Origin of the sequence: Streptomyces sp. S063 (genome assembly GCF_002832675.1) — a bacterium.
GTDB classification, from domain to species: domain Bacteria; phylum Actinomycetota; class Actinomycetes; order Streptomycetales; family Streptomycetaceae; genus Streptomyces; species Streptomyces sindenensis.
In genome coordinates this window covers 572924-588410 of sequence record NZ_CP021707.1, presented here as the reverse complement: position 1 = coordinate 588410, position 15487 = coordinate 572924, and the positions used below count along the sequence as shown (strand labels likewise).

Annotated in this window: 5 protein-coding genes and 3 pseudogenes; 4 read left to right on the top strand and 4 right to left on the bottom strand. The window is 70.0% G+C overall.

Features of this window, described 5'->3' with window-relative positions; genetic code table 11:
• Positions 1–90: 90 nt before the first annotated feature.
• Together tal and tkt are read right to left on the bottom strand one after the other, a co-directional pair.
• Positions 91–1224: a transaldolase gene (gene tal / locus CCZ36_RS02620; protein WP_128816953.1), complete on the bottom strand. Its 1134-nt coding sequence runs from the start codon at positions 1222–1224 to the stop codon at positions 91–93.
• Positions 1225–1258: 34 nt separating this feature from the next.
• Entirely contained in the window at positions 1259–3346 is a 2088-nt protein-coding gene (tkt, locus tag CCZ36_RS02615) for a transketolase (RefSeq protein ID WP_128816952.1), read from the bottom strand.
• A 1310-nt stretch (positions 3347–4656) separates the two neighbouring features.
• On the opposite strand from tkt, the gene chvE reads away from it, so the two are divergent.
• The 3 genes and pseudogenes from chvE to mmsB all read left to right on the top strand — a co-directional run bounded on the left by chvE (position 4657) and on the right by mmsB (position 8640).
• A complete protein-coding gene (chvE, locus tag CCZ36_RS02610; protein WP_069738610.1) occupies positions 4657–5766 on the top strand; it encodes a multiple monosaccharide ABC transporter substrate-binding protein in 1110 nt (369 codons plus the stop codon).
• A gap of 56 nt (positions 5767–5822) precedes the next feature.
• Positions 5823–7397: a multiple monosaccharide ABC transporter ATP-binding protein gene (gene mmsA, locus CCZ36_RS02605; RefSeq protein ID WP_164873600.1), complete on the top strand. Its 1575-nt coding sequence runs from the start codon at positions 5823–5825 to the stop codon at positions 7395–7397.
• Positions 7394–8640: pseudogene (gene mmsB, locus CCZ36_RS02600) on the top strand (multiple monosaccharide ABC transporter permease). Before mmsA ends, mmsB begins: the two are co-directional and overlap by 4 nt.
• A gap of 75 nt (positions 8641–8715) precedes the next feature.
• On the opposite strand, the gene CCZ36_RS02595 reads toward mmsB, so the two are convergent.
• On the bottom strand, positions 8716–9561 hold the full coding sequence (locus CCZ36_RS02595; RefSeq protein ID WP_237302585.1) for an aldose epimerase family protein: 846 nt from the start codon (positions 9559–9561) through the stop codon (positions 8716–8718).
• Positions 9562–10519: 958 nt separating this feature from the next.
• Here CCZ36_RS02595 and CCZ36_RS02590 point away from each other — a divergent pair.
• Positions 10520–13008: pseudogene (locus tag CCZ36_RS02590) on the top strand (alpha-L-arabinofuranosidase C-terminal domain-containing protein).
• A 328-nt stretch (positions 13009–13336) separates the two neighbouring features.
• Here the strand turns inward: CCZ36_RS02590 and CCZ36_RS02585 are convergent.
• Positions 13337–15375: pseudogene (locus CCZ36_RS02585) on the bottom strand (BTAD domain-containing putative transcriptional regulator).
• Between the last annotated feature and the right edge of the window lie 112 nt (positions 15376–15487).

The following is a 15487-nucleotide window of genomic DNA, read 5'->3' as shown; positions in this document are numbered from 1 at the left end:
GAGCCGCACCCGATGGCTGCCATCAGAGCCCGGCAGCCATCGAGTGCGGTCGTCGACGAGAGGCACCGCGGAGCGGGCCGGCTCGGCGTCCTACATCTGACGTGCCGGAGCTTCCGAGGGGGCGAGGCGCGAAAGCTCCGCCTCGGTCGACTTGAGCAGGTCGTTCCAGGACGCCTCGAACTTCTCGACGCCCTCGTCCTCCAGCACCTGTACGACGTCGTCGTAGGAGATGCCGAGGTTCTTGATGGCGTCGAGGTCCGCGCGTGCCTGGTCGTAGCCGCCGGCGACGGTGTTGCCGGTGATCTCGCCGTGGTCGGCCACCGCTTCCAGGGTCGCCTCCGGCATGGTGTTCACCGTGTTCGGCGCCACCAGGTCGTCGACGTACAGCGTGTCCTTGAGCGAGGGGTCCTTGACACCGGTCGAGGCCCACAGTGGACGCTGCTTGTTGGCCTGCGCCTTGTCCAGGGCCGCCCAGCGGTCGGAGGAGAAGACCTCCTCGTACGCCTCGTAGGCCAGCCGGGCGTTGGCCAGGGCGGACTTGCCCTTGGCGGCCTTCGCCGTCTCGGAGCCGATCGCGTCCAGACGCTTGTCGATCTCGGTGTCCACGCGGGACACGAAGAACGACGCCACCGAGTGGATCTTGGAGAGGTCCAGGCCCGCGGCCTTCGCCTTCTCCAGGCCCGCGAGGTAGGCGTCCATGACCGCGCGGTAGCGCTCCAGCGAGAAGATCAGCGTCACGTTGACGCTGATGCCCCGGCCGATCGTCTCGGTGATCGCGGGGAGGCCCGCCTTGGTGGCCGGGATCTTGATGAGCGTGTTCGGCCGGTCGACCAGCCAGGCCAGCTGCTTGGCCTCGGCGACGGTGGCCAGGGTGTTGTGGGCCAGGCGCGGGTCCACCTCGATGGAGACCCGGCCGTCCTGGCCGCCGGTGGCGTCGAAGACCGGGCGCAGGATGTCGGCGGCGTCGCGGACGTCCGCCGTCGTGATCATGCGCAGGGCTTCCTCGACGGTGACCCTGCGGGCGGCGAGGTCGGTGAGCTGCTGCTCGTAGCCGTCGCCCGAGGAGATCGCCTTCTGGAAGATCGACGGGTTGGTGGTGACGCCGACGACATGGCTCTGGTCGATCAGCTCGGCCAGGTTCCCGGACGTGATCCGCTTGCGCGACAGGTCGTCGAGCCAGATCGCCACGCCCTCGTCGGAGAGGCGCTTGAGTGCGTCTGTCATGAGTTGCATCTCCTACTAGTCGTATCTGCCGGCGTCAGCGCGCTGCGGCTTCGAGGGATTCCCGCGCGGCGGCGGCCACGTGCTCCGGCGTGAAGCCGAACTCGCGGAACAGCACCTTCGCGTCCGCCGAGGCACCGAAGTGCTCCAGCGAAACAATGCGGCCCGCGTCGCCCACGTACCGGTACCAGGTCAGGCCGATGCCCGCCTCGACGGCGACGCGCGCCTTCACCGACGGCGGCAGCACGCTGTCCTTGTATCCCTGATCCTGCTCCTCGAACCACTCGACCGACGGCATCGAGACCACCCGGGTCGGCACCCCGGCCGCCTGGAGCTGCTCGCGCGCCTCGACGGCCACGTGCACCTCGGAGCCGGTCGCGATGAGCAGTACCTGCGGCTCGCCGCCTTCGGCCTCGAAAAGGACGTAACCGCCCTTGGCCGCGTTCTCGTTCGCCTCGTACGTCGGCACACCCTGGCGGGTCAGCGCCAGACCGTGCGGGGTGCCCTTGCCGAACACCTTGGTGTAGCGGCGCAGGATCTCGCGCCAGGCGATGGCGGTCTCGTTGGCGTCCGCCGGGCGCACCAGGTTCAGGCCCGGGATCGCGCGCAGCGAGGCCAGGTGCTCCACCGGCTGGTGGGTCGGGCCGTCCTCGCCGAGGCCGATCGAGTCGTGCGTCCACACGTACGTCACCGGCAGGTGCATCAGCGCGGAGAGGCGCACCGCGTTGCGCATGTAGTCGGAGAACACCAGGAAGGTGCCGCCGTAGATGCGGGTGTTGCCGTGCAGCGCGATGCCGTTCATCGCGGCGGCCATCGCGTGCTCGCGGATGCCGAAATGGATCGTCCGGCCGTACGGGTCGGCCTGAGGCAGCGGGTTGCCCGCGGGGAGGAACGACGACGTCTTGTCGATCGTCGTGTTGTTCGAGCCCGCCAGATCGGCGGAGCCGCCCCACAGCTCGGGCACGATCTCACCGAGCGCCTGGAGCACCTTGCCGGACGCGGCACGCGTCGCCAGACCCTTGCCGGGCTCGAAGACGGGGAGCTTCTCCTCCCAGCCCTCGGGCAGCTCGCCCGCGGCGATCCGGTCGAAGGAGGCGGCGCGCTCGGGGTTGGCCGTGCGCCACGCGGCGAACGCCTTGTCCCACTCGGCGCGGGCCTCGCGGCCGCGGTCCAGGGCCTGACGGGTGTGGCCGATGACCTCGTCGGAGACCTCGAAGGTCTGCTCCGCATCGAAGCCCAGGACCCGCTTGGTCGCCGCGACCTCGTCGTCGCCGAGCGCCGAGCCGTGCGCGGCCTCGGTGTTCTGCGCGTTCGGGGCGGGCCAGGCGATGATCGAGCGGGCCGCGATGAACGACGGACGCCCGGTCTCGGCCTTGGCCGCCTGGAGCGCCGCGTACAGACCCGCCGGGTCCAGGTCGCCGCTGGGCAGCTGGTCGACACGCTGCACGTGCCAGCCGTACGCCTCGTACCGCTTGATGGTGTCCTCGGAGACCGCGGTCTCCGTGTCGCCCTCGATGGAGATGTGGTTGTCGTCCCAGAGCAGGACCAGGTTGCCCAGCTTCTGGTGTCCGGCCAGCGAGGACGCCTCGGCCGAGATGCCCTCCTGGAGGCAGCCGTCACCCGCGACGACCCACACCATGTGGTCGAACGGGGAGGTGCCGGGGGCCGCCTCGGGGTCGAACAGGCCGCGCTCGTAGCGGGCGGCCATCGCCATGCCCACCGCGTTGGCGACACCCTGGCCCAGCGGCCCGGTCGTCGTCTCGACACCGGTGGTGTGACCGTACTCCGGGTGGCCCGGCGTCTTCGAGCCCCAGGTGCGGAAGGCCTTCAGATCCTCCAGCTCCAGGCCGTATCCGGCGAGGTAGAGCTGGATGTAGAGGGTCAGGCTGGAGTGGCCGGCGGAGAGGACGAACCGGTCGCGGCCGGTCCACTCGGCATCCGCGGGATCGTGCCGCATCACCTTCTGGAACAGGGTGTACGCGGCAGGAGCCAGGCTCATCGCCGTGCCCGGGTGGCCGTTCCCGACTTTCTGTACGGCGTCCGCGGCGAGAACACGGGCGGTGTCCACGGCCCGCTGGTCCACATCGGTCCACTGGAGGTCTGTGGTGGTCGGCTTGATGCTCACCCTGAGTCAGGGCTCCTCTCGACAGGTCAGGTGACGGGGTGCCAGGTGCGGTGCAGTCGGCGTGTGAGGCCTTCTCGGAGCCCGAGAGCCCGATGGGTCGTTCCGTGTGTGATCGGTGGCGACGTCGTAGACCACCGTCGCGGCACTCCACGACGACCGCCATCCGTAACTCTGTGATTGTTAACGCTCACAACCGCATGGGGCAAGTGCACCCCGTGTTTTGGTCGGTCTTTGGGTCATGCCCCTCGCGCGATGTGACACCGTACGTTGCTCGGGACCGATCGGTCGACGGACGTTCGGTGCGCGAGATGCGCTTGTCGGCGGCTTCGCGGTGACCCCCCTGCGGGATCCCGGCCCCCGACCTGCCTGGGGTGGCCTGTACCGAAGCCTGCCCTCCTGGCGCGACGCCTCGACGCCGCGACCGCAGTCGTGTGGTGTTCGCCCTCGCCGTAGGGTGAGCGGGCCCTCCGGTCGGTGGGCAGGCAGGCGTCCACGCGCCGAAGCGGCGGCCGGCCGCCGCTTCCGGGGCTGGAGGATCGGACGCCTTCCGGCTCGCGGACGAGGGTGAGGGGACAGCGAGTCCGGAGGCCGGTAGTCACCCCCGGTCCGCGAGAACGGTGGGGTGGGGGAGGGGCGTCCGGTTCCCGAGGAGTAGCCGCACGTGGCTGGAAGCGTTTGCCGCGACTGCACCGGCGTCGGTCACTCGTTGCCGGAGGGGTCACTCGCAGAAGAAGACCCTGGCGGGGTCGGCTACGACGGCCTCCGTGACGGCTGCGGCGAGTGCTGCCGCGGAACCGTCGAGCGCCTGAGTCCCGGTGCTGTGAACGTAACCCGTTCGGGGGTCGGGTTCGCGCCTCCGGCGCGGGTTGACACCCGGCCTCGCGGTCCGCTCGGAGGCGCCCATGGGCCGACCGGCCGTCATGCTGCTGCCCGCCGGAGCGGGCAGGTGATGCGGCCGGTGCCGCCCGGCGCCCTCGCGGGGCGGCATCGGCGCGCGTACGGTACAGGCGCGTCGGTTGACCGTGCTGTTCTGGGGGGCGCGGTCCGGTGGGGGGCGCCGTGGAGGGGCGGTCTCTGCCGGATGCCCCACTTTTGCCCCCTTCTCCGTGCCCACGGCCGTGCATCGTTGCGAGAAAAAGCCTGGTTCCCCTTGTCCTGCGGTGATGCGAGCGCTAACAATCAAGCTCGACCGGGGCTGTCGAACCTCGACTGCCTCCCGGACGACGCCCCGGTGGTGCGAGGACACGTGCTGCCGCCGAAGCGCTTCGGGACAGAAGCACCCTCAACGACGAGATTGCCAGGTAATGCCCATGACGAACTTCCGAGCCGCACCCATCCTCATCGCCGCGACCACCAGTTGCGCCCTGCTCCTCACGGCCTGCGGACAGAACAGCGAGGGAGGAAGTCAGGAGTCGAAGGACAAGAAGGACCTCACCATCGGGATCTCCATGCCCACCAAGTCCTCCGAACGGTGGATCGCCGACGGTGGCAACATGACCGCGAGTCTCAAGAAGAGCGGCTTCCACACCAGCCTGCAGTACGGGGAGGACGACCCCGACCAGCAGGTGGCCCAGATCGAGAACATGATCACTCAAGGTGTCGACGCCCTGGTCGTGGCGGCCATCAACGGTGAGGCGCTGTCCAACGTCCTGCAGCAGGCGGCGGACGCCGATATCCCGGTGATCTCCTACGACCGGCTCATCCTGGGATCCCCGCACGTCGCCTACTACGCCTCGTTCGACAACGAGAAGGTCGGCAAGCTCCAAGCCACCTACATCGTCGAGAAGCTGGGCCTGAAGGACGGCTCGAAGAAGGGCCCCTTCAACATCGAGCTGTTCGCCGGCTCGAACGATGACAACAACACCAAGTACTTCTTCAACGGCGCCATGGAGGTGCTGAAGCCCTATCTCGACAAGAAGCAGCTCGTCGTCCGTTCCCAGCAGACCCGGCTCGCCCAGGTCACCACGTTGCGCTGGGACGGAGGCACGGCGCAGAAGCGCATGGACGACCTGCTGACCTCCGCCTATTCCACGGCCAGGGTCGACGCCGTGCTGTCACCGTACGACGGCATCTCGATCGGCATCCTGTCCGCCCTGAAGTCCGACGACTACGGGAGTCCGGCCAAGCCGTTGCCGATCGTCACCGGCCAGGACGCCGAGGTCGCCTCCGTGAAGTCGATCATCGCGAACCAGCAGACCCAGACCGTGTACAAGGACACCCGCGCACTGGCGAAGGTGGCCGCGGACATGGTGATCGCCGTCCTCGACGGCAAGAAGCCCGAGATCAATGACGACAGCACGTACGACAACGGCAAGAAGGTGGTTCCGGCCTACCTGCTCGACCCGATCAGCGTCGACAAGGCGAACTACCGGAAGGTTCTGGTCGACTCCGGCTACATCAAGGCCGAGGAGCTCCGTTGAGCTCCGCCGCATTCGCCTCGTCCCCGGAAGCGCCTCCGGCCGGCCCTGTGCTGGAGATGCGGGCCATCGTCAAGACCTTTCCCGGGGTCAGGGCGCTGTCGGAAGTGACCCTGTCCGTGGAGCGGGGTGAGGTTCACGCTCTGTGCGGAGAGAACGGCGCCGGGAAGTCGACGCTGATGAAGGTCCTCTCCGGCGTGCATCCGCACGGGAGCTACGAGGGCGAGGTCCTCTTCGAGGGCGAACCGTGCCGCTTCAAGGACATCAGGGCCAGTGAGCGGCACGGCATCGTCATCATTCATCAGGAGCTCGCACTCGTTCCCTACTTGTCCATCGCCGAGAACATCTTCCTCGGCAACGAGCCGTCGCGACGAGGCATCATCGACTGGCGCGAAGTACTGAAGCGTGCCGCCGCGCTGCTGCGGCGCGTGGGTCTCGACGAACACCCCGAGACCCGGGTGGCCGACATCGGCGTGGGCAAGCAGCAACTCGTTGAGATCGCGAAGGCGCTGGCGAAGGACGTCCGGTTGCTGATCCTCGACGAGCCCACCGCAGCCCTCAACGACGAGGACAGCGCGAAACTGCTGCGGCTGATGAGGGAACTGAAAGACCAGGGCATCACCTCCATCATCATCTCGCACAAGCTCAACGAGATCGCGCAGATCGCCGACTCCGTCACCATCCTGCGTGACGGACGCTCCATCGAGACCCTGGACGTCAGGGACCCGGCCACCACCGAGGACCGCATCATCCGAGGCATGGTGGGGCGGAGCCTGGACAGCCGCTTCCCCGACCGCACCCCGTACCAGGGCCCGGCCGACGCCGACCCGGTCCTGGAGATCCGGGACTGGACCGTACGCCACCCCCTGGACCACAGCCGCAAGGTCGTCGACGGGGTCTCGCTCCAGGTCCGCCGCGGCGAGATCGTCGGCGTCGCGGGGCTCATGGGCGCCGGCCGCACGGAACTCGCGATGAGCGTCTTCGGCCGCTCCTACGGCCGCTACCAGCAGGGGACCGTCCTCAAGGACGGCCGGGAGGTGCGCACCCGCACGGTTCCCGAAGCGGTCGCCCACGGCATCGCGTACGTCACCGAGGACCGCAAGCACTACGGCCTCAACCTGGAGGACTCCGTGAGCCGGAACATCTCGCTCGCGTCCCTCCGCACGCTCGCGCGCAGGGGCGTCGTGGACGCCCACGAGGAGCGCAGAGTCGCCGAACGGTACCGGCGGACCATGGGCATCAAGGCTCCGAACGTCCTCGAACCGGTCGGCCGGCTTTCCGGCGGCAACCAGCAGAAGGTCGTTCTCAGCAAGTGGATCCTCGCCGGGCCCGATGTACTCATCCTCGACGAGCCCACCCGCGGAGTCGACGTGGGGGCCAAGTTCGAGATCTACACCGTGATCGACCGACTCGCCGCCGAGGGGAAGGCCATTCTCCTCATCTCCTCCGAACTGCCCGAACTGCTGGGCATGTGCGACCGGGTCTACACCATGGCCGCCGGCCGGTTGACCGGCGAAGTCACCCGCGAGGACGCCACCCAGGAAGTGCTGATGCGGCACATGACGCAGGACGTTCCCGCGCCGTCCGCAGTCGGCGCACGCACCGCCACCCCCAACGAAGGACATCAGGAATGAGCACCCCCGCCACCACGAAGTCGACCGCTCCGCCGCCTCAGGGGGACGGCGTCGTCCGGCCCGGCGGGGCACAGGTGGCTCGTGCGCTTCTGGACGGCGTCCGGCGGAACATGCGCCAGTACGGGATGCTCCTCGCGCTCGGACTGATCGTGCTCCTGTTCCAGGTCTGGACGGGAGGAGACCTCCTGCTGCCGCGCAACGTTTCCAACCTGGTGCTGCAGAACAGCTACATCCTCATCCTGGCCATTGGCATGATGATGGTCATCATCTCCGGGCACATCGACCTGTCCGTAGGCTCACTGATGGCCCTGGTGGGTGGCGTGGGAGCCGTGCTCATGGTCGAGCACCAGCTCTCCTGGCCCGTCGCGGTGATCCTCGCCCTCCTGCTGGGGGCCGTCGCGGGTGCCGTCCAAGGGTTCTTCATCGCGTACGTGGGCATACCGTCGTTCATCGTGACGCTCGCCGGCATGCTTCTGTTCCGAGGGCTCACGGAGATCTTCCTCCAGGGCCAGACACTCGGCCCGTTCCGGAGGGACTGCAGAAGATCGCCAACGGTTTCCTGCCGGAAGCGGGGCCGCAGACCAACTACCACAATCTGACCCTCCTCCTCGGCCTGGGGCTGATCGCCTTCGTCGTGTTCCAGGAGGTGCGAGACCGTCGGCGCCAACGGGAGTTCGCGCTGGAATCGCTCCCCACCAGCCTCTTCGCGCTGAAGGTGACGGCATTGGTCGCCGCCGTACTGGTCACGACCCTGTTGCTCGCCAGCTACAAGGGCGCTCCCGTCGTGCTCCTGATCCTGGCCGTGCTGCTCGTCGGCTTCGGCTACGTGATGCGCAACGCGGTCATCGGCCGCCACGTGTACGCAGTGGGCGGCAATCTGCCCGCCGCGAAGCTGTCCGGGGTCAAGGACAAGAAGGTGACCTTCGCGGTGTTCCTCAACATGGGAATGCTCGCGGCGCTCGCCGGCCTCGTGTTCGCGGCCCGCTTCAACGCGGCCTCGCCCAAGGCGGGAGTGAACTTCGAACTGGAGGCCATCGCCGCCGCGTTCATCGGCGGGGCCTCGATGAGCGGTGGCGTGGGGACCGTGACCGGCGCCATCATCGGCGGCCTGGTCCTCGGCGTGCTCAACAACGGGATGAACCTGGTCGGGGTGGGTACCGACTGGCAGCAGGTCATCAAGGGCCTCGTGCTGCTCGCGGCGGTCGGGTTCGACGTGTGGAACAGGCGCAGAGCGGGCGTCTGATACCACCCCCGAGGTGGCTGTGCCCGCCGGTTCTGTCACCGGCGGGCACAGCCACCTCGGCACGTCCCCGGGCGGTCAGCCGCGGATGCCGAAACGCAGGACCGTCGTCGAGCGGTACTCGTCGCCGGGCCGGAGCACCGTGGACGGGTCGCCGGGGCGGTTCGGGGAGTCCGGGAAGTGCTGGGTCTCCAACGCGATTCCGGCCCCCGCCCGGTAGGGCGTTCCGCTCTTGCCGACGACGGTTCCGTCGAACTGTCCGCCCGTGTAGACCTGCAGGCCGGGCTCGGTGGTGAACACCTCCATGCACCGGCCCGTGGCCGGCGCGCGGAGGACGGCCGCACGGCGCAGCGTGCCGTCGCCGTCCGGGGTCAGTACGAAGTTGTGGTCGTACCCCCCGCCCGCTGCCGTGGGCCGATGCTCGGAGCGGGCCAGCGCCTCGGAGAGCCTGAGAGGGCTGCGGAGGTCGAACGCGGTACCGGAGACGGGGAGATGCTCCCCGCACGGAAGGAGATCCCCGTCGACGGGTGTGTAGTGGGAGGCGTCGACGGCCAGCTCGTGATCGTAGATGTCACCGGCGCCCTCGCCTTCGAGGTTGAAGTAGGCGTGGTTGGTGAGATTGACCGGCGTGGCGGCGTCGGTGACCGCCGCGTAGGTGAGAGTGAGTTCGTCGTTCCGGCCTAGGAGATAGCTGACCGTGACGTCCAGATTTCCCGGAAAGCCCTGATCGCCGTCAGGGCTGCGGAGGTGCAGGAGTACCCCGGTCCGCTCCGGAGTGTGCACGCTTTCGGCTTCCCAGATCCGGGTGTCGAACCCGTCGGTTCCGCCGTGCAGGGAATGGCCGTTCTCCTGCGTGGTCAGCTGGTACGGCGTGCCGTCCAGGGTGAACCGGCCGTGGGCGATGCGGTTGGCGTAGCGGCCCACCGTGGCTCCGAAGTACCGGGCGGCGGTCGACCCGCCCGGTTCGCGGGCGCGAGGACGACATCGGCCGGACGGCCGTGCCGGTCCGGCACCCACAGTCCGTGGATGCGGGCGCCGTGGGTGTGTACTTCCGCCGTGAGTCCCCCGGCGAAGCCGAAGGTCCAGCGTTGCCCGGCTGCCGGGTCGGGGCGACAGACCGGAGGGCCTCCGGTGAAAGGGGGCGAGGACGGGTTCATGGAGCTCCTTGACCACAGGGGGAGACGGCGGCAGGGGGTGAGGGGTGTCGACGGGTACGTTCCGACGGCGGTGGGGATCAGAGGTCTGTCGAACGCGCGCGGACAGGGACGGAGGACGGCGGAGCCTCCGTATGGGCGCGGCGTGGCGAACAACTGACCGTACTCGGCTCCGCATACCCGCACATGTGTGTTAACGATAACAAGACGAAGGGCGGCTCACCAGGGCTCTCACGGCGTCGAGCGCGCGAGGGCGGGCTCGTTTCTCGTCCGCCGCTCGATCCTTAGTCCGGCGCGGTATGCGGCGGGTTTCGGGTCAAGTGGGGCGTTTGTGCCAACAGATCGCCGGGCAATCCCGCTCGCCCGGCCCTCGCGGGCCGTGCAAGGGTCTTGAGCTCAGGGTGAGTTAGCGCTCACAATTCTCGGCGGGTGGTCGTGTGACGCCCTTGCCCGGAGGTGTGCGCGTCGGCCGGTTGCGTCGACCTTCTCGCGAAGGACGCCCTGTTCTGGAAGTGGTGATGGCCCGTGCGTGGTACGAGCCCCGAACGGCGGCCGGAGCCAACAGGGCCGCCCCGAGCCCGTCCGGTCATCCGCTCCCGGCGGTGCGGCCCTGCTCCCGGTCACCCGGGGTGAGGCCGCCGTCGCGGGCCGAACCGGCGGCGCGGGCGCACGACGACACCTCTGTCCGCCCAGACCGGCGCCTTCCGGCGCCACGACTCGGAGGATCCATGTCCCGCAGAAGTACCCGACCACGTCTCAGGCTCGGCCTGACGGCCGCCGCGGTCCTGGTCACGACCGCCCTGGTGCCGGCCCCCGCGCACGGCGAGGCGCCCGTCACCGACTACGCCATCACCGTGGACCCGGGCAAGCAGGGGGCCGCGATCGACGACACCATGTACGGGCTGTTCCTGGAGGACATCAACCGGGCCGCCGACGGAGGCCTGTACGCCGAACTCGTACAGAACAGGTCCTTCGAGTACTCCACCGCCGACAACCGGGCCTACACCTCGCTGACCTCCTGGGACGTCGACGGCTCCGCCACGGTCGTGAACGACGACGGCCGTCTCCACGCGAACAACCGCAACTACGCGCGGGTGGCGGCAGGCACGACCCTGACCAATTCCGGCTACAACAGCGGACTGTCGCTGAGGAGCGGGGCGAAGTACGACTTCTCGGTATGGGCCCGCGCCGAGGCCGGAACCACCCTCACCCTCACGCTCAAGGACGCGGGCGGCGTGCTGGCCACGGCCCAGCAGAAGGCCGTGAAGGGCGGCTGGAAGAAGTACCGCGCCACGTTCACCGCGACGCGCACCACCGCGGCCGGACGGCTCGCCGTAGCCTCGACCGGCGCCACCGCCCTGGACGAAGTGTCCCTCTTCCCTCGTGACACGTACAAGAAGCAGCCGGGTGGCCTGCGCAAGGACCTTGCGGAGAAGCTCGCCGCGCTGAAGCCCGGCTTCCTCCGCTTTCCGGGCGGCTGCCTCGTCAACACCGGCTCGATGGAGGACTACAGCGAGGCGTCCGGCTGGCAGCGTGCCCGTTCCTACCAGTGGAAGGACACCATAGGGCCGGTCGAGCAGCGTGCCACCAACGCCAACTTCTGGGGCTACAACCAGAGCTATGGCCTCGGCTACTACGAGTACTTCCGCTTCGCCGAGGACATGGGAGCGATGCCGCTGCCCGTCGTGCCCGCCCTGGTCACCGGCTGCGGTCAGAACCGGGCCGTCGTCGATGACGCCCTGCTGAAGCGGCACATCCAGGACACCCTGGACCTCATCGAGTTCGCCAACGGGCCGGTGACATCCACCTGGGGGCGCAAACGCGCCGACATGGGACACCCCGAGCCGTTCGGACTCACGCACGTCCAGGTCGGCAACGAGGAGAACCTGCCCCGGGAGTTCTTCGAGCGCTTCACGCAGTTCCGTGCGGCCATCGCGGCGAAGTACCCGGGGATCACGGTGGTCTCCAACTCCGGACCGGCCGCGGCCGGTGCGACCTTCGACACCCTCTGGCAACTCAACCGCGACGCCGGCGTCGCCATGGTCGACGAGCACTACTACAACAGCCCGCGGTGGTTCCTGGAGAACAACCAGCGTTACGACTCCTACGACCGTTCCGGCCCCAAGGTCTTCCTGGGTGAGTACGCCTCCCAGGGCAACACCTTCGGCAACGGTCTCGCCGAGGCCGCGTTCATGACCGGTCTGGAGCGCAACGCGGACATCGTCAAACTCGCCTCCTACGCGCCTGTCCTCGCCAACGAGGACTACGTGCAGTGGCGCCCCAACCTGATCTGGTTCAACAACCGTGCTTCCTGGGGGTCGGCCAACTACGAGGTCCAGAAGCTGTTCATGAACAACGCGGGTGGCCGGGTCGTTCCCTCGGAGGCCACCTCCACCCCCTCCGTCAGCGGGCCGATCTCCGGGGCCGTCGGCCTGTCGACGTGGGCGACAGCCGCCTCGTACGACGACGTACGGGTGACCGCCGCGGACGGCAGGACCCTCCTGTCCGACGACTTCTCCGGACCGGCCTCGGCCTGGACCCACACCGGTGCCGGCAACTGGGCCGTCCAGGACGGGCAGTACGTCCAGACGGACGTCGCGGCCGAGAACACCACGGTCACCGCGGGCGACCGCGCCTGGCACGACTACGACCTGCGCGTGAAGGCCACCAAACAGGCGGGCGCCGAAGGATTCCTGGTCGCCTTCGGCGTCAAGGACACCGGCAACTACTACTGGTGGAACCTCGGAGGGTGGGGTAACACGGCGCACGGAGTCGAGCGCTCCGACAACGGGGCGAAGACCACACTGATCAGCAAGCCCGGCACCATCGAGTCCGGACGCGCCTACGACATCGAGGTCAAGGTCCGCGGACGCCAGGTGACCCTCTACCTGGACGGCAAGGAGTGGGGGGCCTTCACCGACGACCAAGTGGCCGAACCGTTCCGTCACGTCGTCACCCGGGACGCGGCGACCGGTGACCTGATCGTCAAGGTCGTGAACGCCCAGGCGACCGGAGCACGCACCAGGGTCGACCTGGGCGGGGCGCGAGTGGCCTCCCGGGCCGGGTGACGACCCTCTCGGCCGAGCCGTCCGCCGAGAACAGCGAGACGGCCACTCCCGTCGCCCCCGTCAGGTCCACCCTGACCGGGATCTCGGACACCTTCACATACACGTTCCCCGCCAACTCGGTCACGTTCCTGAGGATCGCCCGACGGTAGCGACCGCCCTCGGTTCTCGCGGGCGCTCCTCGGGTTGTGCGTCGCCTTCGGAGGCTGTCCGGTGAGGTACACCGCTGCTCCCGCCCGGTCCCGGTACCGGGACCGGGCGGGAGCAGCGGTGGCTGTCGGCGATGGTCACGGTGGATGTTCACGACGCACGGGACGTCCACCGGTGTGATGGCGTTGCACGGAGGTGTCCGGTCCGCAGGCGCCGGGGAACGGCTCGCCTTCCGACGGTGATCGCACCGGGCGGCGGCAGGCGGGTTCGACCCGGCCCCGCGAGCCCAGCACGAACGGTTTCGGCCGACAGCGTCCCGCTGTCGGCCGCTCACTCCTCGTCGGCGGACCGCCCCGCGGCGGAGGCATGCGCCTCGATGGCCGCGTCGGCAGCGGCCAGGTGACGTGCGACCGGGCCGAAGGAGACCAGGCCGCTGCCCCCGCCGGCGTACTCGGCTTCGGCGGGGGCGAGTTCGTCCCGGGCGCGGCGCAGTACCGGCAGATGCCCCACGGACGCGGCGGCTCGGGCGAGTACGCACCACAGCGCTTCCTGGAGCAGATCGTGCGGCGGCCGGGGGACTGTCGAGAGAGCTTGCCGGGCCCGCTCGGTGTCGCCGGAGGCGGCCAGGAGCAGGGGGGCGAGCCACGGCCGGTACGGGCCCGGGTCCAGGTCGGCGAAGTCGGCGGGATCGGGCAGGGCGTCGCCTCGCATGACGGGGATCAGCTCGACGAGGGCAGCGGCTCCCGAGGTGAGGCCGGGCATGCCGCAGTCAGCGGTCTCCGCCATGACGCGTGTGTACCGGGGGCGGGCAGCCGGCCAGCCACCCGTCTCGCAGAGGCGCAAGGCCCGGTACCAGGCGGTGAAGACCCCGGCGAGCGGCCGTTCGTTGCGGTCCGCGAGCTGGTCGGTCTCCTCGGCCTCGGCGTCCGCTTCCGTGAAGCGGCCGAGTCCGGCGAGCGCCTGCAGGCGGACGATGCGGCCGAGCACCTCGTGCCCGGGGAGCTGGTGGTCGACGGCCAAGCGGGTCAGTTCGGTGCCGAGGGCGTCCCGGCGGGCGGCCGACCCGCAGGCGGCGAACCCCTGCATGAAGGCGCCGTTGAGGGCGAACGCCAGGAGAGCGGGGTCGCCGAGGCGACGGGCCGTGCGGACGGCCTCCGCGGCGGCGCGTTCGGCGCGCAGCCGCCATGCTTCGGTGGCGGGCGCGGCGGAGGCCCGGGGGAGCGGGACGTCGGCGGCGGCGTCACCCCGGGACTCGACCGCCACGACCGACAGCAGCCGGGCGCGCAGGGCGGGCGGCCCTTCGGGGCCGAGCCGGGCGGCCGCCCGAGCCGCGGCCCGGGAGAGTTCCCCGGCGCCTTCGGGGTCGTCGGCGCGGGTCCACACCGCGGGGACGTCGTAGGAGCCGATGATCCGGGCGGCCAGTTCCGGGTCGCCGGTCGTCTCCGCGGCCGAGACCAGATCGCGCCGGTGCCGATGTGCCTCCTCCAGTCCGTCGGGTCCGGTTACCGCGAGATCGCGCAGGAGGCCCGCGGTGGCGTGCAGCCGCGCCCGGGACCGGGCGGGCACCGAGCGGTTCCAGGAGGCCGCCGCCCGGTCCCAGACGCCGTCGGCCGTTCCGGCCGGTTCGGCCGGGGGTCCGCTGGGCTGAGGATGCGTGCCTCGGCCCGCGCCAGAGCGCCCGAGCCTCCGTTCAGGGCGCCACGGGCCCGGGCGAGTGCCCGCAGTGCCTCGTCACGCCGCCCGGCGCGGTCCAGCGCCGTGGCCAGCAGCACCCAGCCGTCTTCCCGGCCGGGGTGCTCGGCCACATGGGCCCGCAGGTCCGCGACGGCGTCCCGGGCGGCGCCGGTCGCCAACAGGGCGTCGGCACGCCGCTCCACCGCGTCCAGGCGCAGCACCTCCAACCGCGCCCGCTCGGCGGCGGCCCACGCGGCAGCGGGGAAATCGGCGAGCACCGGCCCTCGCCAGCAGGCGAGTGCCTTGTCCCAGAGGGCGACGGCGGCGCGCGGCGACGCTTGGCCAGCGTGGCCGGCGATGCTCTCGAACCGCCAGGCGTCGACCGCCTCCCGGCCGGCGCGCAGGGCGTATCCGGGGCCGTCGGTGACCAGGAGACGGGACGGCTGCCGGGGCGGGCGCCCGGGTTCCAGAGCACGCCGCAGGGCCGCGACGAAGGTGCGGACCGCGCCGACCGCGCCCGCCGGGGGCTCGTCCTCCCACAGGTCGGCCACCAGCCGGCCGACCGGGACCACCCGGCCCCGGGCGATCAGCAGCCGCCCGAGGACTTCCCGGTGCCGGGGCGCGCTCAGCGGCAGCAGGCCCCCGTCGGGGTCCCAGGCGACGACCGGTCCCAGCAGTCCGAACTGCACACTCACGGCAGGGTCCTTTCGCGGACGGGGCGGCGCCGTCGCCGGAGCGTGCAGCGTTTGCGCTCATCGATCGCTGATCCGCGGCCCGCAACCTGGGTGACGTCCCCGGACAGCCAGG